Origin of the sequence: Proteiniborus sp. (assembly GCF_040308045.1) — a bacterium.
GTDB lineage: Bacteria > Bacillota > Clostridia > Tissierellales > Proteiniboraceae > Proteiniborus.
This window is the reverse complement of record NZ_JAWRHZ010000048.1, coordinates 1-21,701: the sequence shown is the minus strand read 5'-3', so window position 1 is coordinate 21,701 and position 21,701 is coordinate 1. Positions and strand designations below refer to the sequence as shown.

20 protein-coding genes, 1 pseudogene and 1 other annotated feature are annotated in these 21,701 nt (G+C 31.0%); of the genes and pseudogenes, 3 read left to right on the top strand and 18 right to left on the bottom strand.

Annotation, left to right across the window (positions count from 1 at the left end; all coding sequences use genetic code 11):
* Positions 1-196 precede the first annotated feature (196 nt).
* From ABV008_RS09975 to ABV008_RS09965, 3 genes are read right to left on the bottom strand one after another with little or no spacing between them, the layout of a single operon-like run.
* Positions 197-1,630 (bottom strand): HAMP domain-containing sensor histidine kinase, encoded by a 1,434-nt coding sequence (locus tag ABV008_RS09975; RefSeq protein ID WP_352419676.1) that lies wholly within the window; start codon positions 1,628-1,630, stop codon positions 197-199.
* Between the two features lie 4 nt (positions 1,631-1,634).
* Entirely contained in the window at positions 1,635-2,303 is a 669-nt protein-coding gene (locus tag ABV008_RS09970) for a response regulator transcription factor (protein WP_352419675.1), read from the bottom strand.
* A 38-nt stretch (positions 2,304-2,341) separates the two neighbouring features.
* The gene (locus tag ABV008_RS09965) at positions 2,342-3,616 is read right to left on the bottom strand and encodes a hypothetical protein (protein WP_352419674.1); all 1,275 of its coding nucleotides are present in this window, start codon (positions 3,614-3,616) and stop codon (positions 2,342-2,344) included.
* Positions 3,617-3,959: 343 nt separating this feature from the next.
* On the opposite strand from ABV008_RS09965, the gene ABV008_RS09960 reads away from it, so the two are divergent.
* Positions 3,960-4,697 carry a DUF6199 family natural product biosynthesis protein gene (locus ABV008_RS09960; RefSeq protein ID WP_352419673.1) on the top strand — a complete coding sequence of 246 codons (738 nt, stop codon included), beginning with the start codon at positions 3,960-3,962 and terminating at the stop codon, positions 4,695-4,697.
* Between the two features lie 241 nt (positions 4,698-4,938).
* Here ABV008_RS09960 and ABV008_RS09955 read toward each other — a convergent pair whose 3' ends face one another.
* The 4 genes from ABV008_RS09955 to ABV008_RS09945 form a co-directional block, all read right to left on the bottom strand.
* The gene (locus ABV008_RS09955) at positions 4,939-5,712 is read right to left on the bottom strand and encodes a CAP domain-containing protein (RefSeq protein ID WP_352419672.1); all 774 of its coding nucleotides are present in this window, start codon (positions 5,710-5,712) and stop codon (positions 4,939-4,941) included.
* Between the two features lie 121 nt (positions 5,713-5,833).
* Complete coding sequence (locus ABV008_RS16300; protein ID WP_502929772.1) at positions 5,834-6,139, bottom strand: GlgC family sugar phosphate nucleotidyltransferase; 306 nt, start codon at positions 6,137-6,139, stop codon at positions 5,834-5,836.
* Positions 6,140-6,279: 140 nt separating this feature from the next.
* Complete coding sequence (locus ABV008_RS09950) at positions 6,280-7,218, bottom strand: hypothetical protein (protein ID WP_352419671.1); 939 nt, start codon at positions 7,216-7,218, stop codon at positions 6,280-6,282.
* A gap of 18 nt (positions 7,219-7,236) precedes the next feature.
* Positions 7,237-10,470, bottom strand: a complete 3,234-nt coding sequence (locus tag ABV008_RS09945) for a DEAD/DEAH box helicase (protein WP_352419670.1) — start codon at positions 10,468-10,470, stop codon at positions 7,237-7,239.
* A 206-nt stretch (positions 10,471-10,676) separates the two neighbouring features.
* On the opposite strand from ABV008_RS09945, the gene ABV008_RS09940 reads away from it, so the two are divergent.
* Positions 10,677-11,753 carry a UvrB/UvrC motif-containing protein gene (locus tag ABV008_RS09940; protein ID WP_352419669.1) on the top strand — a complete coding sequence of 359 codons (1,077 nt, stop codon included), beginning with the start codon at positions 10,677-10,679 and terminating at the stop codon, positions 11,751-11,753.
* Between the two features lie 88 nt (positions 11,754-11,841).
* Here ABV008_RS09940 and ABV008_RS09935 read toward each other — a convergent pair whose 3' ends face one another.
* The 4 genes and pseudogenes from ABV008_RS09935 to trpS all read right to left on the bottom strand — a co-directional run bounded on the left by ABV008_RS09935 (position 11,842) and on the right by trpS (position 14,579).
* Positions 11,842-12,225 (bottom strand): metallopeptidase family protein, encoded by a 384-nt coding sequence (locus ABV008_RS09935; protein ID WP_352419668.1) that lies wholly within the window; start codon positions 12,223-12,225, stop codon positions 11,842-11,844.
* Positions 12,226-12,474: 249 nt separating this feature from the next.
* Positions 12,475-12,528: pseudogene (locus tag ABV008_RS09930) on the bottom strand (Fe-Mn family superoxide dismutase); the annotation flags it as partial.
* A 107-nt stretch (positions 12,529-12,635) separates the two neighbouring features.
* Complete coding sequence (gene arsM, locus ABV008_RS09925; RefSeq protein ID WP_352419667.1) at positions 12,636-13,421, bottom strand: arsenite methyltransferase; 786 nt, start codon at positions 13,419-13,421, stop codon at positions 12,636-12,638.
* A 162-nt stretch (positions 13,422-13,583) separates the two neighbouring features.
* Positions 13,584-14,579: a tryptophan--tRNA ligase gene (trpS, locus tag ABV008_RS09920; RefSeq protein WP_352419666.1), complete on the bottom strand. Its 996-nt coding sequence runs from the start codon at positions 14,577-14,579 to the stop codon at positions 13,584-13,586.
* A gap of 79 nt (positions 14,580-14,658) precedes the next feature.
* Positions 14,659-14,867, bottom strand: a binding site (T-box leader).
* A gap of 147 nt (positions 14,868-15,014) precedes the next feature.
* On the opposite strand from trpS, the gene ABV008_RS09915 reads away from it, so the two are divergent.
* Entirely contained in the window at positions 15,015-15,872 is an 858-nt protein-coding gene (locus ABV008_RS09915) for a DegV family protein (RefSeq protein WP_352419665.1), read from the top strand.
* 15 nt (positions 15,873-15,887) lie between these two features.
* Here the strand turns inward: ABV008_RS09915 and pyrE are convergent, their stop codons facing one another.
* The 7 genes from pyrE to pyrB are packed head-to-tail and all read right to left on the bottom strand — an operon-like array spanning position 15,888 to position 21,494.
* Positions 15,888-16,451, bottom strand: a complete 564-nt coding sequence (pyrE, locus tag ABV008_RS09910; RefSeq protein ID WP_352419664.1) for an orotate phosphoribosyltransferase — start codon at positions 16,449-16,451, stop codon at positions 15,888-15,890.
* A 1-nt stretch (position 16,452) separates the two neighbouring features.
* Positions 16,453-17,358 carry a dihydroorotate dehydrogenase gene (locus ABV008_RS09905; protein ID WP_352419663.1) on the bottom strand — a complete coding sequence of 302 codons (906 nt, stop codon included), beginning with the start codon at positions 17,356-17,358 and terminating at the stop codon, positions 16,453-16,455.
* The gene (locus tag ABV008_RS09900; RefSeq protein ID WP_352419662.1) at positions 17,351-18,091 is read right to left on the bottom strand and encodes a dihydroorotate dehydrogenase electron transfer subunit; all 741 of its coding nucleotides are present in this window, start codon (positions 18,089-18,091) and stop codon (positions 17,351-17,353) included. The genes ABV008_RS09905 and ABV008_RS09900 overlap by 8 nt, the downstream gene beginning before the upstream one ends.
* A complete protein-coding gene (gene pyrF, locus ABV008_RS09895) occupies positions 18,066-18,938 on the bottom strand; it encodes an orotidine-5'-phosphate decarboxylase (protein WP_352419661.1) in 873 nt (290 codons plus the stop codon). The genes ABV008_RS09900 and pyrF overlap by 26 nt, the downstream gene beginning before the upstream one ends.
* Positions 18,928-20,133 carry a dihydroorotase gene (locus tag ABV008_RS09890; RefSeq protein ID WP_352419660.1) on the bottom strand — a complete coding sequence of 402 codons (1,206 nt, stop codon included), beginning with the start codon at positions 20,131-20,133 and terminating at the stop codon, positions 18,928-18,930. The genes pyrF and ABV008_RS09890 overlap by 11 nt, the downstream gene beginning before the upstream one ends.
* Before the next feature lie 3 nt (positions 20,134-20,136).
* Entirely contained in the window at positions 20,137-20,568 is a 432-nt protein-coding gene (locus tag ABV008_RS09885) for an aspartate carbamoyltransferase regulatory subunit (protein ID WP_352419659.1), read from the bottom strand.
* Positions 20,568-21,494, bottom strand: a complete 927-nt coding sequence (gene pyrB, locus ABV008_RS09880) for an aspartate carbamoyltransferase (RefSeq protein ID WP_352419658.1) — start codon at positions 21,492-21,494, stop codon at positions 20,568-20,570. The genes ABV008_RS09885 and pyrB overlap by 1 nt, the downstream gene beginning before the upstream one ends.
* Between the last annotated feature and the right edge of the window lie 207 nt (positions 21,495-21,701).

Here is a 21,701-nt window from a genome sequence, read left to right as displayed (position 1 = left end):
TATTTCGCAAAAGCGTCCGAAACAATCGGGTTAGGCATTTCGCAGTCAAGCAACACAAATTTATTTGTTCGCTACCGCTCACATAAATTTGGTGCTTGGTGCGTTTGACCTACCATCGATTCTTTCGGAAAAGCGTCCGAAACAATCGGGTTAGGTCATAAAAAAATAGATGAGGACTTTTAGCTCCTCATCTATATTAATTGGTCACTATGGGTAGTTCTATTGTAAAACTAATTGTATCTACATCTAAATTATAATTTATTTTACCATTATTTTTTTCAATTAATTCTTTACATATATATAGCCCTAGTCCAGAGCTAGCTTGTTTTTGATTGCCATGATTATATTTTACAAATGGTTCAAATAAGGTAATTTTTATTCCCTCTGGTATAGGTAATGTCTTGTTTTCTAGTGTTATATATGCATGGTTATCTAAATAAACTCTAATTTTTATTTGTCCATTTACACTATATTTTATAGCATTGTCAATAAGATTTAAAATAACTGCCCGTATTTCTTCTTCACTTCCAAAGATTATCATACTTTTGTTTTCTAAATTAAGTTCTATCTTTCCTCTATTATATATTACTTCATATTCTTTAATTATTTTGCCTATCAGTTCATTTAAGTCAAAGTATTCCTTATGTTCATTTTTTATTTCTTTACCTTTAGCTACAATTAACATGTTTTGAACCATTTTACTCATTCTATCAGCTTCTGTTATTATCCTTTCATATGCTCTATCTTTTGTTTTATCATCTATCTTACCCTGACTTAATAACTGTGCATATCCTGTAATTGAAGTAATTGGAGTTTTCATCTCATGTGTTGCATAGTTGAAAAAGTTCCTAGTGGATTTCTCCAGTCTCTCTGTTTTAATTTTCTCCTGTTGTAAATATTCCATTTGTGATACTATTTGATCCTGCATTTTATTGAAATGGTGAATGATGATAGCCACTTCGTCATTACTTTTTGCTTCTAATCTATTAGAAAATTCCCCTTCACCTATAGACCTTATTCCTTTTAGCAATGTATTGAGTGAATTAGTTGACCTTTTTAGCCAAATAAAGTTTACTAATATCATTATAATAAATAAAATAGATTGAATGACTAATATTCTTGCCATCAAATCTTTATAGTTATTATATTGAGCTAAATAATCCTTTTGGAATACGAATATACCTATGTATTTATTCTTTATATATACTGGATATGAGTAGGTAGCAAAATATCTATTATCCCCATTGTGAATATATAGTAGTGACGATTTCTTGCCACTATCTTCTATAATTTTATCCATGCTCTTTTTATCAATGAGCTCACCTGCAAACTGTATATAATCATCACTATCATACATTATTGATAAATATATGTCGTATTGGAGATTTTCCTTATTCATAATTGACCACAAATTACTTCTATTATATAAAGTTATATCTCCCTGTGGATTTAGTATTTGTCTTTCAAGTCCATAATGTATTATTGACATAATTCTCTTCATGTCATTTAAAATGGAGGTTTGTAAATTACCCTCAAATATCTGCCATATTGTAAGGTTTATTATTATTAAGATTATGAAGCTAATTAAAATTATTCCAGTGGTTATCTTACCTCTAATAGTATTTAACATCATTCTACCTCATTACATAGCCTTTCCCAAATACAGTCTCTATAATGGTGGGTGTTTCTAGTTTAGCTCTAATCCTTCTAATATGAACGTCAACTGTTCTAGAATCTCCATAATAATCATATCCCCATACACCATCTAAAAGTTCAGCTCTAGTAAATACCCTATTTCTATTTTTCAATAGAAAGAAAAACAAGGCAGATTCTTGTCTCTTTAATTGAATATCCTCTCCATTTTTAAATACTCGTTCACCAAGCAAATCTACTTCTATACCTTCCCCTAGTTCAATAAACTCTTCTGATAAAATTTGTTTTTCTTTTTCAATACTTCTAAATAATGCTTTTACTCTAGCTATTACTTCCTTAATCTCAAATGGCTTAATTATGTAGTCATCTGCTCCCAACTCTAACCCTATAATTTTATCAAAAATACTATCCCTAGCCGTAATCATAATAACTAAATGGTCTTTAGATATTTGCTTACAGATTTCAAAACCGTCTATATCAGGAAGCATTAAATCTAAGAGTACCAAATCAGGTTTAAATACCTTTATCCTTTCCAATGCAGTTTTACCATCAAAAAAACTTTCCACCTCATATCCTTCATTTATTAAAGTTATTGTCAAGATATCATTAATTGAGTATTCATCTTCGACTACTAAAATCTTTTTAGTCATTTTTGTCCCCCCCATTTCCCTAGTTTGGTTTCAGACTCCTATTTGGACGGAGATATATTAATTCTCTGGTAAATAACGCTTTTAGTAACAGGGATACCATCTATCATTTTCTTTATTTCCCTAGTGGAAAATATTTCATTTCCAGACTCATTAACTAATACATTTATTTCTGGATAAATTTGTTGTGATTTTTCTTGAAACTCTTCATCATGAACTAGGAGAGGTTCAGTATAATTATAGTAATATATCCTTCTCCTAGTTAATTCAATATAGTCACTAAACATATCAAAACTTTCTTCTATAAAGATATTATTTCCTAAGTATTTCATGTATAGGTTTTCATCATTAGGTTTATTAAATAAATCAGAGCTTTCTTTTATAACGACTCCATCCCCTAAGTCTTCCATATGTAAGTTTTTATCAATAGGTTTATTAAATAAATGAACATATCGCTTAGTCGCAAAATTATAACTTGTAACAGCAGATGTCCCCATTAAATTCCAGTCATCTTTATTTCCTAATCTAACATCATGGAAAAGGATTAACTCATAACCATTCTTCATAATTCCCCTTATCCTGCTTATATCTTCATCTATTCCTAAATCAATATATTCTTCTAAGGTATAATAACCACCTTTAAGAAGGACTTTATATATCTTAAAATCTTTTTGATCTATCCAAATTAATGATCTTAGCTCAAAAACATAGCATATTTCACCATAACTATTGTTGTTATTTTTATAGAACATTTGCCCAACTAAATCATATAAGAAAACATTTGTTATGTCCCCATTGGAGGATATTTCATTTATAACTAAGTATCTATTACTTCCAGACACATAAGATATTTCATATTGGTTTTCCTTTTCGTCTTCTCCTAGTTCATTAATTATTCTAGACAATTCACGGATTAGAGTTGGTTTATTTCTTATAGTGTAATCTATGATGTAAACCTGATCCTCCTTAAATCCAACATTGTTAAACCCTGGTTTGGAGTCTATGTCTTCCTTCAATGTTTCCGTTAATTTATTATTGTTATCTAATTTATATAAATATTTTCTACCAATACGATCATTACCATGGCCTTTTTTTAGATATCCATATATTTCTTCCCGATGATAGAAGGCTGGGTAAAAACAATCGTTGCCATCTATATCCAGATATACTTGTCCAAAAATAGAAGAATCTATAGGGGTTTCCTTTTCTAATCCTACATTTTCTTCTATTATTATTCTTCTATAGTCTTGTTTTTCACAACTTAGTAGAAAAATCAGACTAAAAATGAATACAAAAAAAATTATTCGTTTTTTCATAGTTTATTCTCCAAATCTTTATCTTAAAAATTTTTAATCAAAACCCTTGTTAATTTTTTTATCTTATTATTTATTTTAACAAAAAAGGCAACATTTGTCCAAAGTAAAAGCTTAGAAGCTCTGAAGAGTATACTTTTTCATCCTTTCCTTTTATTGTGGCTAAACATGTAACTAAATACACATATTTGCATATGCTCATTTTGTTTTTTTGCCAAAAACATTAATTTAAGACTGCTATTTGAATTCTGTAATTGTATTGAGTTAATCCGTTATTTCTAATTAAGGAATAATATGGTATACTTATTATGTATAGAAGTCTTAATTCAATTATGGAGGGGACCTAATGAATATTGATTTAGTGAAGCAAAGGATTTCAAATAAAAAATCCCTCAGATTTTTGCTAGCAATATTAATAGTAATTTTACTTTTCTTATATCTAAAATACTTCTTCACTACTGGAGTCTTTTATGATGATGCTTTTCTTAAAAAACAAGGTGAATATCCCAATATACAATATATCGGTAAAGCAAAACAAGGTATAATTCAAATTTCTGTCAAAGCCTTAACCAATAAACAAGATAGCATAGATGTAAATTTTAGATTGCCAAATGATATTAACAAGCAATACAATGTAAGCTTTAAAGACGTTGATTATTGGGGATACAGTAATTTGAATATCAAAGATGAAAATGGTAACACTGTCTTTCATGGGCAATATATAAAAGATAGCCCATTTCTGTTTGATGAAAATGGTACGCCATTTTGGGAAGAAGCAGGAATTATAGTAAATAAAGAAATAAATTATAATGAGGACTATAAAATATTCTTAAAAAGTATTGCAGATTTTGCAGCTTTAGCAAATGAAGGCATTCGAGGGGAATTTGGGTATTTAGTGCTAGCCATAATAATATTCGCCTTAACACTAATAGACATAAAATATCCCTTACTTTTCTTTAGTCTCAATCATATGTTCACTGTAAAAGATCCAGAGCCTTCAGATTTTTATATTTCCATGCAACAAATATCATGGGTTGTTATGCCTATAATTGGATTAATCTTATTAATAGTTGCAGTTATTTAATTAATAAATAAATATAGCAATCAATCAAGATATAATGTAAAATAATCTGTGCTTTTGTGAAAAATAATGCCCTTTTCTGGCAGGAATCTAAATAATATAAAAACCAGAAAGGAGCGTTTTTTATGTCAACATTACCACAAGAAATATGCAAAAAGAACCGTCCCTACTGCATACTACAAAACAGAGGTGTGAAAACATCCACACCTCTGCATAATGACTTATTTCGTTGTGCTTATCTAAATTAATAAGGTTTAATGAACATTTGTGTCCAATATGGACTTCCGTTGCTACCTTTATAGTATCCAACTCCGATTTTTGTAAAGTTTTTTGATAAAATATTAGCTCTGTGTCCTTCAGAGTTCATCCAAGCTTTTACTACTGCTTCTGCTGATGGCTGACCCATAGCTATATTTTCCCCCGCAGCAGAGTATTTAATTCCAAACTGCTTCATCATATCAAAAGGACTTCCGTAAGTTGGTGATGTATGACTAAAGTATCCTTTAGTTGCCATGTCTTGTGACTTTATTCGAGCAACTCTTGATAATTCTACATCTAGTTCAAGTGGACTAAGGCCATTCTTTTGTCTTTCTACATTTACCAATCTAACAACTTCTTTTTCAATTGAACTAACATCGCCTAAATTAGATTCTTGTTTATCGTTACTTGGTTGGTCTACTGGTTTTTGTTGTGTATCATTATTTACTGGAGCTTCTTGCTTTGGTGCTTCTGTTTTTGGTGCTTCTGTTTTTGGCGCTTCTGTTTTTGGCGCTTCTGTTTCTACAGGTTTCCCTGTATTAGCAACATCCCCTTTAGTCGTAACCTTAATAACATTTCCATATTTGTTAAGGCAATCACTAAGGTTAAATGTATATGTTCTAGTAGTTGTCCATGTACAATTTTGATTGTTTGATAAATTAACTCTATAGCTTGCGGCATTAGCTATACTAATGTTTGAAAGTACAAATAGTGCTGCTAAAGATGAAACTATTTTAATTTTTGTTGAATTTCTTTTCATAAGTTTACCTCCTTATAACTTTTCTTTTTTTAGATATGATGTTAGGGGAAGTACTTCTAAGATTGACCTTGTTGAAAGTATAACATTAATGACCTGAAGTCTAAAGGCTTAATATTTACAATTAATTGTGAATATTGGACAAGTCCCATATATTTGGAAATAAATATAAGTATAAACTACAAAATGCAATGGGTAATTCAAATAGTTCATATGAGCCTATTACTTCACCTTCAAATATTCTTATCCTTTCGTTTAATAATACATCGTTACACAGTACAGCTTTTCTAATTTTACAATTCTTTGATATATTTACATTATCCCAAATTATACTTCTTTTAATAGAAGTACCTTCTTCAATAATAGTACCTTTTCCTACCCATATATCTTCATTAGTTGTGTCTGATAAATAATAGTTCTTACTGTTTATTAATGTATGAATTTTGTAAGAAATGCATGAATTGAAAATTTCTGTATCAATACTTCTGGCAATACAGCATCAAACTTAAAGCATGCCTGATAAATATTTGTAAGAACATAACATTTGTTATGAAAAAAACATATACAAACTTAAGCATTTTCAATTAAATTATGAATCTCTTTTTGTAACCCCTCTAGCTTTAGATTTAAGTCATTCAATTCTTTTGTTAATGTACTTAAGGTTTTATTTAGATTTCTGCTTACATTGTTAACGTTATTTAGTGAATCATTTATTTTACTTTGAACAATCCAATCGGAAATAAGTCCATCAAAAAAATAATCAGCAAAAGTATCAAAAGAACCTATGTTTATCTTGATATCTGTTGAAATATTTACATCAAGCAGCTCTTTATTAAATATTCTTATTAGTCTTTGAACCTCATTTACTTGCCTTTTCGCATCATCTATTCTAGAATGCTTTGCAGCTGTTGCTAATAATCCTCCTCCGAACATATCCCACTGTCCCCAACTTCTAGCACTTTCTAGGGTATCTGTTAGTTGTTTTAAGGCTTTCATAGCAATATTTCCCGCATTAATTGCCTCATTTATTTCCTTAGCATTCAATTCTAAATCAGTAACTCCATCTAAATTATCTGCTAATTTACGAGAATTTTCGTCAGATTTATTTAATATTAAATACCGTTTTTCTTTAAGTAAGTTTTTATATTCTTCATCTAAACCTAGGTATTTTCTTAGTTCTTCTTCATAGGAGCTGATTTCTTCCTCAATATATTTTATAGAATTACAAGACTCATCATATTTAAGTTTTGCTGCAAGATACTCTTGTCTTTCTTTGTCTAACTGTTCCTCTTTGCTTCTCAATATAGAGTAGAAAAGTCCTGTTAAGCTTAAGGCTTCAAGTTTTTCAACGTCTCTTTTTTCCTTATGTAAGATTCTTACGAACTCCTCATTTTTGCTTTTTAGCATTTCTAATTCCTCTTTAGATCGTTCTAGCATAAGCTTAACTTTCTGTTTTCTTCTTAAATTCTCTTTAACTTCAAAAAGCTTTTTATTTAGATCTAAAAACATTTTCACATCCCTCCCACCTTAGAATTCAAACAACTCTCTAATCTCTTCTTCGCTCATTTTTGAAACAAGTGTTTCACCTGGTTGAATTACTGAATCTATTAATTCTCTTTTTCTTTCCTGAAGCTTGAAGATTTTATCTTCGATTGTTCCTTGTGTTATTAACTTCATTACATGAACTACATTTTTTTGTCCTATTCTGTATGCTCTATCCGTAGCTTGCTCCTCTACAGCAGGATTCCACCATGGGTCAAAATGAATAACCGTATCTGCTCCTGTAAGGTTTAGACCTGTACCTCCTGCCTTTAAAGAAATAAGGAAAACATCTCCACTACCTTTGTTGAAGCTGTCAACTAGCTGTCCCCTTTCCCTTGTCTCTGTTGAGCCATCAAGGTAAAGATATTCTATGCCCTTGCTTTCAAGCATACTTCTTATTATTTGTAGCATACTTGTAAATTGTGAAAACAAAAGTATCCTATGACCGCCATCTATAGTATCGTCAATAATCTCTTCAAGAAGCTGAAGCTTACCACTTTCACCATTAAAGTTTTCAATAAACAAGGATGGATGACAGCAAATTTGTCTAAGCCTTGTTAATCCAGCTAATATCTTTATATGGCTTCTTTCATAGCCTTTATCTTTTATCTCTTCTTCTATTTCGCTCTTTATTTGATTAAGATATGCAAGGTATACCTTTTTCTGCTCTTTAGTCAATTCTGCTACAAGCTTATGCTCTATCTTATCAGGTAGTTCTTTTAGAACTTCCTTTTTAAGTCTTCTTAATATAAACGGTTTTATATATTTACTAAATTCATCTAATGACTTTTTATCATTTTCCTTGATAATAGGTCTTTCAAATTTCTTTGTAAATTTACTATGTGAAAATAAATATCCTGGCATAATAAAATCAAATATTGACCATAGTTCTGTTAGAGAATTCTCTATAGGAGTCCCTGTAAGTGCAAAGTAGTTTTGTGCCTTTATTTCCTTTACTGATTTTGCATTCTGAGACATTGGATTTTTTATATGCTGAGCCTCGTCTAATATACAATACTTAAATGTGATATTTTCATATAGTTCTATATCTCTTCTAATAAGCGGATAAGAAGTAACTATTATATCATAGTTCATTATATCCTCAATATTATTTTGTCTTTCATCTTTATTTCCTGAAATAACTAAAGTATTTAATTCTGGAGTGAACTTTTCAACCTCAGCAGCCCAGTTATATACTAAAGAAGTAGGCGCTACAATGAGGTTTGGAAGCTTATTGCCTTCAATTTTTTCTGACAATATAAAGGTTAGTACCTGAAGAGTTTTACCTAATCCCATATCATCTGCTAATATACCTCCCATTCCATAAGCAGCTAAGGTCTTTAGCCACTTAAAGCCAAATCTTTGATAATCTCTAAGTATATATTCTAACTGTTCTGGTATGTTATAATCTATGTCTCCAGGCTCTCTGATGTTTTGCACTAGTTCCTTAAACAAAAGATTTCTTTTTATATAGCTATTCTCAGATTGCTTAAGCTTTTCATCTAAATATAAAGCTTTAAATTTAGGTATTTGTATAATATCCTTTTCAAAATCCTTCTTTTCTAGCTCTAGATATTCTAGTATTTCAGACATACTTTTTAATTCGTCCATTTCAAGAGGTAGGTATGAGCCATCTTTTAGTTTATAGTATTTTTTCTTTTCTCTTATGGAATTAAAAACATCTATTAACTCAGATTTACTTATACCACTTATGTCAAAGCTAAATTCTAGCATGTCATTTTCAGAATTCAGCCTAACTCCTCCTGAAAACGAAGACAAATCTTTTATTTTTACATTTTTAAAAGCATCAGAGTAAAATACTTCTGCCTTTTCCTGAAGCAAAGGTATTTTCTTAAAAACAAATTCAAATTTCTTCTCCTCATCATCAAGATAAATCTGATTATTTTTAACTTTAAATTCTGATGTTTCAAAAATGCTAATTATTTCTTTTTCCTTTTCTAAATCTCTTATGAGTATCCTATCTTCCTTTGATTTCTTTTCTTCATGTGCAAATGGGTTAATAACTATATCTCCATAAATATATCTTAAATTGGCTAATATAGAATCATCTTTAGTATCTAAATAAACTTCAGGTTTTATCTCAGGCTTGTATATAGATGATTGAACTTTTTGGTCTATTTCTACTTCTCCTATTTTTTCTATGAATGGATATACTTCTGACACAAAATTATCGTTATACTCTTGTGGAATTTTAATAGAATTATCTTTCTGCCTCACAAGTGCAGAGTAAAAAGGAACAAAATATTCTCTTTGCTGTTTTGAGGTTTTATAAATTGTATCCTGTCTAAAGAAATATTCTCCATCCATTACTAATGGAATGAGCAGTTTTCCATAATCTACATTTAAAACTAAATCTCTTCCCTTCTTATCTAGCTTAAACTTTAAAGGGATGTCTTCTTCTAATATTTTTACATTTTCATATTCTCTATTCATTATTATTGCCTTAAAGCTTCTATTCTTCATAATTTCAAAAAATCTTTTTGTGGTAATTGATGTGAAGTTTACTCTTTTCCCTTTAAATAAGCTTGTTTTCCCAAATCCATATACATTTTCATTGATTATTTTTTCTGTATCGTAAATTTCTTTTAATAGGTTTATTATAGGTTGATCATTTGGTTTAAATTTATGAATTTTAGGATCAAATGTGAAATCCTTTCCAAATTGCAATTCTTCTTTACTTTCTATGCTTTCTAATAGTTTTTTTATGCTTTTTACTACATAAAGCTTATTTTCCCCTATACGAAAACTTACATAAGATGCATTTTCCATGTCTGTATAAGGATTTGGTTCAAATTCATAGGTTATTTCAAGTTGAACTGGATTTTTTATATCAAGTTGTTTATATCTAAAAAAGTCTAATATATTTTTAGCTATTCCATGTGACTTAGCTATGTCATATTCTCCTCTTCTATCTCTTTCCCCAATTTCATATAGTGTAGCTACAATATGTTTACAATATCCCCAGTATTCATCATATGCTGGGCATGTACATGATCCTCTGTGAAAATCTCCATCTTTATCAAATACTACTTTCACATTATATCTTTTAGTACCTGAAACAATAGCATTAAATGACATTGTTTCACTGTTAAATTTGATCTCCCTTACTCTATTTGCTCTGTAATACTGTTGTCCTTTTATATGCGTAGTACGAAGTGGGGATAAATTTCTGATTACTTCTTCTGTAATATTAAACATAATTCACCTCTAATGATAAAAACCTATCTTTATTTATTTTTACGCTAGATTGAAAAACTAAGACTATTATATCATAACTACTACCATATGAATTTCCTTTTTACTTATTTTCCCTAGATATGAATTTGACTATTTCAGCACATTGCACAGTTCTTTATATGATGTTAAAATATAATTGATTTATTATTTAAGAAAGGAAAGCAGATATGGATTTTAAAAAAAAGGTAAAAAATCTTCCTTCAACACCTGGAGTTTATCTTATGAAAAATTTTTCTGGTGATATTATTTATGTTGGAAAATCTAAAAGCCTTAAAAATAGAGTTAGCTCTTACTTTCAAAATTCAAGAAACCATCCTCCTAAAGTTGAAAGACTTGTGAAAACCATAAAAGATTTTGACTATATACTTACAGATACAGAATTCGAAGCATTTATACTAGAATGCAAACTAATAAAAGATATAAAACCTATATATAATAAGCAAATGAAAACTCCATCTTCTTATATCTATATAGGAATAAATACTGATGAAGAAAATACAGGTATAAAAATTGAAAACAATATTAATGAAAAGAACTCAAGTATTTACTTTGGACCATATACAAACAGAAATACTGTAGAAAGAGCTATCAAAGGTATAAAAGAATTCTGCAAAATAGACTGTAACAGCACTTCTAAAAAAAAAGCTCCATGTTTAAACTATTCCTTAGGTTTATGTATTGGCATGTGCTTGGGTGGTACTGCAGCTAAGGAATATGATAAAATCATTGATAGAATAGTAGAATTGCTAAATGGTACCGACATGAGCATACTTGAAGAAATGAAGCAAAAAATGCAAAAAACATCTGAAAACTTTGATTTTGAAGTTGCTGCAAAATATAGAGATTATGTAATTGCAATTAAAACTCTCATAAGCAAAGAAAAAGTAATAGAATTCACAGAAGATAATAAAAATATCGCAGTAATTGAACATTTAAACAATTCAAATGTAAAACTTTTTCTTATTAAGGGAAATAAGGTTCTTTTTAATGAAAAATATAAACTAGATAACTTAAGCATGGAACAAACACAAATCCAATTAAAGTCCAATATTTTAAATTGCTTTAAAGATAATGAACTAAGTCTAACTATAGAAATTAAAAAAGAAGACATAGACGAAGCTCAGATAATATATAGCTATCTCAAAAGCAATAACTGCAACTACATTATAATTCCAGATGAATGGCTGGATTCTAGGAACTATGATCATATTGACCAAGCCCTTTTAAATTTGCTGAGTTTTTAAAAAATAGATGTAAAATGCTTAGATTCTATCTAGATGGAGTCTTTGTTTATTCCTAGCTACAAAACTATTGTTAAAATGTAGAATGTTATTAATCTGTTCTTTTTTTTCTATATATCTGTATATCTTGAAAGTCCTTTATCTCTAATCCTCTCTCTCCTGCTAATGATTCAAGATGATGTGTAAATTCGTGCAACAGTGTATCTTTTAGTTTTTCACGCAATGTTCTCATAGATACTCCATTATAGACTTTTTTAAAAGAACCATAGTAGATTACTATATGTCTACCAGTTATGCTTCTAGAATATTCTCCCATTATATATAGTCTGTCCATTTCTCTACTTTCAGGATGGATTTTGTACTCTGGTATAAGAATGATTCCTTCATTTAATTGTTCAAAAAAATATTCAGGTATTTCTTCTGCTATTTCATCAAGTATTTCATGAATTTCTTCTATTGTTGGGAATTTATCCATTTATTTTAATTCCTTTCTACAAAATTTTTATGATTTAAAACTCTACTTTCAATTTAAAAGTTGATTATTCAGCTTATTTATATATTTAATTCTACACTATAAAAGAATGTTTCTGCAAACCATATAGCGTTTAGCTTGTGTCAAAAAAATTAAATAAGCCCTGCGTTGCAGGGTTTAAACTAAATTCAAATTAAAAATCAATTTTAGTTCTTCAAACCTTTTAACTACCTTCTTCCAATCTAGTACATTTCACCAGGAGTCTATATAATCTGCTCTTCTATTCATGTATTTTAGATAATATGCATTTTATTTAATCAACTCTTAATATATAGCAGAAGTTATATAAGAATATTATGCACGTATTATAAAAAGCGACAGGGGAAGCTTTTACTCTCCTCTGTCGCTTAGTTCTATGATTTTACTGCTTTTATCTCCCCTGACATGATATATTCTCCTACTTTTAAATCCTGTCCCCATCTTTCTGTATATTCCTTAGATAATTCTTTTGTTGTTATACTTATTTCTTTGAATCCAGCCTTTTGTAGATATGATTCTAGCTCTTCAACTGAAGAAGCTCCTGTTACTCAGCCGCAATAAAGTTTTTCATCCTTTTTCATTTCTTCTGTTAACTCTCTCATGAGAACTACATCGGAAATTGCAACTCTTCCACCTTTTTTAAGCACTCTATAGGCTTCGTTATAGACTCTTTGTTTATCTGGTGACAGATTTATTACACAATTAGAGATTATGACATCTACAATATTATCTGCTACTGGAAGATTCTCGATCTCCCCTAGTCTAAATTCTACATTTTTATATTTTCCTTTTCTTGCAAGCCTACGGGACTTACTAATCATCTCAGGTGTCATATCTACTCCAATTGCATGACCATTATCTCCTACCTTTTTTGCTGCTATGAAACAGTCAAATCCTCCACCACTTCCAAGGTCTAAAACAACTTCACCTTCTTTTAGGTTGGCGATTTCTAAAGGATTGCCACATCCAAGCCCCATGTCTGCATCTTCTGGTGCTAAAGATATTTGTTCTTTAGAATAACCTATACTTGTGGTTACACTTTTTGAAAGTCCTTTTAGTGTTGCTGCGCCACAACAGCCCGTTCCTTTTTTTGCAACTGCTACCTTCCTGTAGCTAGAACGAACGCTTTGCCTTATTTTATCTTTTTTAGATTCATCCATAGTTATAATTTTGTCTCCTTTCTAATCAATAGTAGTTATTTGAATCTATGCAGAACATGGGCTGGCATGGAAGCCAGAATCTAAAAACCTTCTTAAGATGGCAATAATCTTAGTATTTGTTAAACCAACGTTAAGATGCAAAAAGAACCGTCCCTACTGCATTTATCTTGGTATAAATCCAACCTTCTTATATACTTTTCTTAGAGTTTTATTTGCTACATATTCTGCTTGTTTTGCTCCTTCTGTATATATTTTTTCTAGGTAGTCTTTATTATTCATTAAATCCATGAATTTTTCTCTAACAGGTCTTAGTCCTTCAACTACCACTTCAGCTAAATCTGTCTTGAACTTTCCATATCCTTGACCTTCATATTTGCTTTCAATCTCAGATAAACTATCTCCAGAAAGCTTAGAATAGATTGTAATAAGATTTTTGATTCCTGGTTGTTCATCAGAATATTTAACAACTCCAACCGAATCTGTAACAGCTCTTTTTATTTTTCTTACTGTAGTATCATTATCTTCAATTAGTAAAATATAGTCATTCTCGTCATTACCTGATTTCGACATCTTGCTTGAAGGATCTTGTAATCCCATTATTCTACTACCTACTTTTGACATATAAATATCAGGTACTTTAAAGGTTTCGCTATATCTATTGTTAAATCTTATAGCTAAGTCTCGTGCAAGCTCTAGATGCTGTTTTTGATCTTCTCCTACAGGAACAAGGTCAGCTTGATATAATAGAATATCGGCAGCCATTAAAACAGGATATGTGAATAATCCTGCATTTAGATTTTCTTCACTTTTTTGTGATTTTTCTTTATACTGTGTCATTCTTCCCAATTGTCCCATATATGATATGCAACTTAGCACCCAGGATAATTCAGCATGGGCGCTTACATGGGATTGAAAAAACAAGATGTTTTTTTCAGGCTCTATACCAGATGCTATATATTGAGCCAATATCTCTAGAGAACGCCTTCTTAAGTCTTTAGGTTCTTGTGGTACGGTGATAGCGTGTAAATCTGCTATACAATAATAGCAGTCATAATCATCTTGCAATTCTACCCAATTTTTAAGTGCCCCTAGATAATTACCTAAAGTAGGCTCTCCTGTAGGTTTCACTCCACTAAGAATAACTTTCTTTTCACTCATACTATTACCTCCATTTTCTTGAATCTATTTAATATTTTAATATTGCTTATATTTACAAATAAAAAAGCCTCCCATCCCAATAAGAGACGAAAGGCTGTTTCCGCGGTACCACTCTAGTTAGTCAATAGACTCACTTAATCTATAACGGTAGATATCCGTCAAGTCCTACTATTATTTCAGACTTGAACTCATGAGTCCATTCAACAAATATCAAAGCTTCAGGCTTTCACCATCCCTGAATCGCTATGGCTTGAATAGATGTCTACTATTCTCATTCATTGATTTAAATATATTATTATAACTATTATATATAATTATTAGAAAAAGTAAACCTATTTTTATAACAATTGTGATAATATAATAATAATTGTTATATTTACTGTTATAGTAGTATAATATTTAGTAGAAATAATATAGAAGGGGGAGAAAATACAAGTGGGTGAGGTGAAAATATTTGCTGACAGCACTTGTGATTTAAGCAGGGACCTTATTGAATCCAATAATATTTCTATAGTCCCTCTATATGTTAGCTTTGATGATGATACCTACAAAGATGGAGTTGATATAAGGACTAAAGAACTGTATTCTAAAGTAGATAAGCATGACAAGCTTCCTAAAACTTCTGCTCCATCGCCATTAGACTTTATCAATGCCTTTAAACCCTTTATTGATGAAGGAAGAGACATTCTTTATATAGGACTTTCAACAAAGCTATCATCCACAATACAAAATGCACGAATAGCAGCATCTGAATTTCCAAATGCAAATATTGAAATAGTAGACTCATGTAATTTATCTACTGGAATTGGGCTGCTTGTCATGAAAGCAGTTGATTTAGCAAAAGAAAATTTAGGTGTAGAAGAGATTGCTAAAAGAATACGAGAACTAGTTCCTAGAGTAGAAACTGCATTTGTACCTGATACCCTAGAGTATCTACATAAAGGTGGAAGATGCTCATCTCTTCAGGCCTTAATGGGAAGTGTACTTAAAATTAGACCAATTATTAAGGTAGTAGATGGTGGTATGATTGTTGGTCAAAAAGCAAGAGGAAAGAGAGAAAAAATCCTTGAAACTATGCTTGAAAATGCTCTAAAGGACAAAGACAATATGGATAGAAAAAGAGTATTTGTAACTCATACTGAAGGGCTGGAAGATGCCATGTTTTTAAAGAAAGAGTTAGAGGCAAATCTAGATGTAGAGGAAATAATAATTACTGATGCAGGTTGTGTAATATCAAGTCATTGCGGGCCTAATACTATTGGAATATTATATATATTAAACGAAAAAAAATAACGGCTATACTAGCCGTTATACTTTTTTCCTACTACCTAGTTTTATATATGGCAATCCTTTTTTACAAAGTGGACAATCATCCTTTTCATAGCTTTCAATATTCAGCTTTATTGCACTGTATATAGGATAATGTAATTTTCCTTGGCTTCTGTCTGCTATACATGCAATCCCAACCACTTCTCCGCCTAGACTTTGAACTACATTTATAGCTTCTAGGGCAGATTTTCCTGTAGTCACTACATCTTCAGTTATTAAAACCTTCTCACCTTTTTTTATCTCAAAACCTCTTCTTAAAACCATTGAATCATTTTCTTTATCTCTCTCTGAAAAAATTGCCTTCTTTCCTAGCTGTCTTCCAATCTCATAGGCTACTATGATTCCACCCATTGCTGGTCCTAATACCACATCTATCTCTATTCTCTTTAATTGGTTTACAACTGTCATTAAAACTTTTTCAGCCTCTTCTGGGTATTGAAGAATTTTGGCACATTGAATATACCTGTCGCTATGTTTACCTGACGATAATAAGAAGTGACCTTCTAATAAAGCTTCTGTTTTTTTCAAAATGTCTATGACCATGTTATTGCCTCCTCGCTATTCCTTTAATTTCCTTAATGGATTTAATTCCTTCCTGTTTTAGAAACTCTTCCACTCCATTAATTATATCTAAAGTTATATCTGGTTTCACAAAATTGGCACTTCCTATTTGTATAGCATCAGCCCCTGCCATTATAAACTCTATAACATCTCTCCAATCCATTATGCCTCCTATTCCAACAACGGGCACCTTTACTTCTGCTGATACTTCATAAACCATTCGTAAAGCTATAGGCTTAATTGCTGGGCCAGATAAACCTGCAGTGATATTATTAAATACTGGTTTTCTCTTATATACATCTATGGCCATAGCCTTAAAAGTATTTACAAGAGATAGTGCATCTGCGCCTGCCTCACAGCATTTTACTGCCATATCTACAATATCCTCTGCATTTGGCGAAAGCTTTACGATAATTGGTTTCTGTGAAGCTTTTTTCACTTGCGATACAACTTCATATGCTACCTTAGACTTTATACCAAATGCCATACCTCCTGCTTTCACATTTGGGCATGAAATATTTAGCTCTATAAAGTCTAAATGAGTATCATTAAGCCTCTCTATCCCTTCTAAATATTCTTCCATACTACTTCCACCGAGATTAGCAATAATAACTGTATCAAGCCCATTCATAAATGGTAATTCATTGGCAATAAAATTGTCTATCCCAGGATTTTGAAGTCCTATACTGTTCATTAAGCCTCCAGTTGTTTCGTGAATTCTAATTCCTTCATTTCCATATTTCTCATTCAAAGTTAATCCTTTAGTACATATCCCACCTAATTTAGAAACCTCAAAGAATTTTGAGTATTCTTTACCAAATCCAAATGTTCCAGATGCTGCTATTACAGGATTTTTAAATTCGACACCACAAATATTTACTTTAAGCATGAATTATCACATCCTCACCACTAAAAACTGGTCCGTCTTTGCATACTGTCTTCGCTCCACTGTTTGTCTTGCAGGTACAACCTAGACAAGCTCCTATTCCGCATGCCATCCGATTTTCCTGGGAAATAAATACCTTTTTATTGTTCTCCTTGCAAACACGTAAAATTATATCCATCATAATACTTGGTCCGCAACAAAGAACAATATCATATTTCTTTGGATTAAAGATTTCTGTTATAAATCCCTTATGTCCAAATTGTCCTGTATCCGTCGATACATATATTTCATTTGCAAAATCTTTTATTTCATCTATTAAATATACCTGGTCTCTGAATCCAGCATAAAATTCAATTTCACATGTTTCTAATTGTTTTGCTACATAATACATTGGGGCTATGCCAATTCCACCTGTAACAATAGCCACTTTCCCTTTTATACTGTCTATGTCAAATCCATTACCTAGCGGTCCTAATAGTTCTATGAATTCATCTTTTTTTAAATTGCTAAAAAACTCTGTCCCTTCTCCTCTTACTTCATATAGAAATTCTATTTTCCCTTTGTCTAAATTGTGGATACTAATAGGCCTTGATAGGAATGGTTGTTTATCCCATGCTCTCAGCATATAAAATTGTCCTGGCTTACCTTCAAAGCTACCTTGTATAGTTAGCTTAAAGATTCCTATTGATATTTCTTTATTTTCATAGACTCTAACCTTTATATGCTTTGACTGCATTATTTATTGCCTCCCTCATAGATAAAACTTCTTCTCTCGCATAGATATCAAATTTATTATCATCATTATGCTTTTTATAAGCTAGTAGTATACCTCTAGAAGAATTAACTATCCCTCCATTCCCTTGTTTTAAGTATCTAGCTACATCTTCTGATTTTCCACCCTGTGCTCCGTATCCAGGTATCAGGAAAAACATATTGTCTAGATTGTCTCTAATACTTTTAGCTTCGTCTGAATGAGTACATCCTACAACTCCTCCTATGGAGCTATAACCATGTTCTCCAATGTATTCGCTCGCTATATTTTTAATTTTATCTCCCACAATTTTATAAACAGGTTTATTATTTGAATCCTTTATATATTGAATATCATGTGCTCCTTCATTTGATGTCCTAATTAGAATGAATAATCCTTTTTCTTTTTCTCTTACATAGTTTAGATATGGTTTAATACTATCCATTCCCATATAAGGATTTAATGTGATGAAATCAGTTTCAAAATCGCCTTCAAAATGAGACTTTGCATACATCTCAGCAGTTTTTGAAATATCTCCTCTTTTTATGTCTGCTATTACTAGGCATTTTTTATCTTTGGCATATTGAATTGTCTTTTTATAAGCTATTAATCCTTCAATACCCAGGGCCTCATAGTATGCAATCTGTATTTTAAAGCATGCTACAATATCATAAGTAGCATCTATTATTCTTTTATTAAATTCAAATATGGTATCTGATATTGTTGAAAACTTTTTTTTAATTTTATCTGGTATATAATCAAATGAAGTATCTAATCCTACACATACTACGCCTTTCTCTGCTACTGACTCATACAGTCTATCAATTATCATAATTTATCTCCTCCCTTGTATATACCACTTCTCCAGCCTTTATAGTTGCCACTACATTTCCCCAAACTATAGTTTTATCAAAAGGAGTATTTTTACCCTTGGATAAAAAGTGAGTTGAATCTATTTCACACATCTTTTCTATGTCTACTAAAACTAGGTCTCCATCATAGCCTTCCTTTATTTCTCCTTTATTTAACCCCATTAACTTAGAAGGATTTCTTGACATAAGCTCTGATAACTTATTTAGAGAAATATGTCCTTCTCTCACTAACTTGGTATAGCATACTGGAAAAGCTGTCTCTAATCCAGATATGCCAGGGGCTCCTTTTTCTTTATCTGAAGAACTATGAGGCGCATGATCTGTAGCTATTACATCTACACAGCCATTTTTAATACCTTCTATCAGAAATATTACATCCTCTTCAGCTCTAAGTGGAGGATTTACCTTATATTCAGTTCTATGGTCTAGAGCAATGTGGTGCGGAGCTACTTCACAAGTAATCCTAAATCCCTTTCTTTTCCCTTCAATAACATATTGTAAAGCCTCTTTTGTGCTTACATGAGCCATATGAAGTCTTGCATTAGTTGCTCCTGCTAGTTCTATATCTCTAACTGTAGATATATTTTCTGATAGTCTAGTATCATATTTACTTATTTCTCTATCCTCAGCATGGGACATCACTATAAGATTTTTCTCTGAAGCTTTTAGCATTGCTTTAAGCATTATTTCATTGCTTTCTACTCCATTTCCATCATCAGATATAATCTTTACTCTTTCATCAATATTATCTAGATGATGTGTGTCTTTCCCATTAAAATCTTTGGTTATGGATAGGGATTGATGTATATCTACTAGTCCAATTTCTTTAGCTCTGTTTAATACATAGTTAACTGTTTCCATACTACTACATACAGGCTTAGTATTTGCCATTAGATTGACTGCTGTAAATCCTCCTTTTATTGCTGCAAGGCTTCCAGTCAATAAGTCTTCTTTATACTCAAATCCTGGTTCTCTAAAGTGACAGTGCATATCTACAAAAGAAGGTAGAAGGACAAGTCCTTCTGCCTTAATTGTATTGCACTTTAACTGAATATTTGGTCTCACCTCTTGTATGATGCCATTTTTAATATATACATCTGATATACAACTTCTGCTCCAGTCAATTACCCTAGCTCCCTTTATTAATAACTCCATAGTCTACACCTCTAAAAAGTGATATATTTCGTCACAGTATTCACATCTATATTGTCCTTTTTTCCTATCTACTAGTACAAATCTATGAACAATATCTCTTTCTACTGAAGTGACACATCTAGGATTTTTGCATTTTATTATGTCTTCTACTCTCTTTGGAAGCTCTGGTTTTATCTTTTCAATAATGACTTCCTCTTCTATTATGTTTATAGTTATATTTGAATCAATAAGGCCAAGAACTGTTAAATCAAAGTCTATAACATTTTCAATTTTAATAATATCCTTTTTCCCATGTTTTTTACTAGTAGCATTTTTAATTAGAGCTACAGTAAAGTCTGCTTTATCCAAGCCTAAATAATTGAATATTTTTACTCCTTGACCTGCCTCTATATGGTCAATTACTATTCCTCTTTTTATGCTATTTATAGTAACCATTATTCAACCACCCCCAATAATTTTGCCATAAGAGCCATTCTTACAAACATTCCAAATCTAGCCTGTTTGAAATAGTAAGCTCTAGGATCATTATCAATGTCATATGAAATTTCATTGACTCTTGGAAGAGGGTGTAGAACAATCATATCAGACTTTGCTCGAGTCATCTTTTCAGCATTTAGAATATAACTGTCTTTAAGTCTTACATAATCTTCTTCATTAAAGAATCTTTCTCTCTGAACTCTTGTCATATAAAGAATATCTAGTTCATCTATACAATCTTCTATTTTTTCTACTTCTATAAAGGGAATATTATTTTTTTGAAGTATTTCTTTTCTTATATATTCTGGAATACGTAATTCTGGTGGGGAAATCAATATAAATCTGTTGTTTTCATATCTTGACATTGCTTTTATTAAGGAATGAACTGTTCTTCCAAATTTAAGATCTCCACATAGGCCTATGGTTAAATTTGAAAGACGTTTTTTTACACTTCTAATAGTGAGAAGATCAGTTAAGGTTTGAGTAGGATGATGATGTCCACCATCTCCTGCATTTATTAATGGAATATTGGAATACATTGAAGCAAGCTTTGGTGCTCCTTCTTTTGGATGTCGTGTAACTGCTATATCTGCATAGCAGCCAACAGTTCTAATAGTATCTGCTATACTTTCTCCTTTTGACACTGAGCTTGAGTTAGGTTCTGAGAATCCTATTACTCTTCCTCCTAATCTTAGCATAGCAGCTTCAAAACTTAATCTAGTTCTTGTACTTGGTTCAAAGAACAATGTTGCTAGTATTTTCCCATCACATACATGGGCATATTCTTTAGGATTATTAATGATGTCATCTGCTAAATCAAATATTCCTTCAAGCTCTTCATTAGTAAAATCCATTGGTTCAATTAAATGTCTTCCTTTTAACATATTATTCCTCCTTTTCAGCCTCGCTGGACTAGTTTAAAGGCATAAAAAAAACCTCCATTAGGAAGGTGGTATTGTCAAAAATCTTAATAGAGATTTCTAACAACCCTTGATTTTTGAATATTTGTATTGCTTAAAAATCCTTACCCCTTGCAAGGGATAATTATTTTAATATCTTTATAAACAAAAATGGATGACAAATCCCCATTT

Bases quoted from the DNA above. Each gene is read 5' to 3' on its own strand.
- ABV008_RS09975 (WP_352419676.1), bottom strand. From the start codon at position 1,630: ATGTTAAATACTATTAGAGGTAAGATAACCACTGGAATAATTTTAATT.
- ABV008_RS09970 (WP_352419675.1), bottom strand. From the start codon at position 2,303: ATGACTAAAAAGATTTTAGTAGTCGAAGATGAATACTCAATTAATGAT.
- ABV008_RS09965 (WP_352419674.1), bottom strand. From the start codon at position 3,616: ATGAAAAAACGAATAATTTTTTTTGTATTCATTTTTAGTCTGATTTTT.
- ABV008_RS09960 (WP_352419673.1), top strand. From the start codon at position 3,960: ATGAATATTGATTTAGTGAAGCAAAGGATTTCAAATAAAAAATCCCTC.
- ABV008_RS09955 (WP_352419672.1), bottom strand. From the start codon at position 5,712: ATGAAAAGAAATTCAACAAAAATTAAAATAGTTTCATCTTTAGCAGCA.
- ABV008_RS09950 (WP_352419671.1), bottom strand. From the start codon at position 7,218: ATGTTTTTAGATCTAAATAAAAAGCTTTTTGAAGTTAAAGAGAATTTA.
- ABV008_RS09945 (WP_352419670.1), bottom strand. From the start codon at position 10,470: ATGTTTAATATTACAGAAGAAGTAATCAGAAATTTATCCCCACTTCGT.
- ABV008_RS09940 (WP_352419669.1), top strand. From the start codon at position 10,677: ATGGATTTTAAAAAAAAGGTAAAAAATCTTCCTTCAACACCTGGAGTT.
- ABV008_RS09935 (WP_352419668.1), bottom strand. From the start codon at position 12,225: ATGGATAAATTCCCAACAATAGAAGAAATTCATGAAATACTTGATGAA.
- trpS (WP_352419666.1), bottom strand. From the start codon at position 14,579: ATGAGTGAAAAGAAAGTTATTCTTAGTGGAGTGAAACCTACAGGAGAG.
- pyrE (WP_352419664.1), bottom strand. From the start codon at position 16,451: ATGGTCATAGACATTTTGAAAAAAACAGAAGCTTTATTAGAAGGTCAC.
- ABV008_RS09905 (WP_352419663.1), bottom strand. From the start codon at position 17,358: ATGCTTAAAGTAAATATTTGTGGTGTCGAATTTAAAAATCCTGTAATA.
- ABV008_RS09900 (WP_352419662.1), bottom strand. From the start codon at position 18,091: ATGCAGTCAAAGCATATAAAGGTTAGAGTCTATGAAAATAAAGAAATA.
- pyrF (WP_352419661.1), bottom strand. From the start codon at position 18,938: ATGATAATTGATAGACTGTATGAGTCAGTAGCAGAGAAAGGCGTAGTA.
- ABV008_RS09890 (WP_352419660.1), bottom strand. From the start codon at position 20,133: ATGGAGTTATTAATAAAGGGAGCTAGGGTAATTGACTGGAGCAGAAGT.
- ABV008_RS09885 (WP_352419659.1), bottom strand. From the start codon at position 20,568: ATGGTTACTATAAATAGCATAAAAAGAGGAATAGTAATTGACCATATA.
- pyrB (WP_352419658.1), bottom strand. From the start codon at position 21,494: ATGTTAAAAGGAAGACATTTAATTGAACCAATGGATTTTACTAATGAA.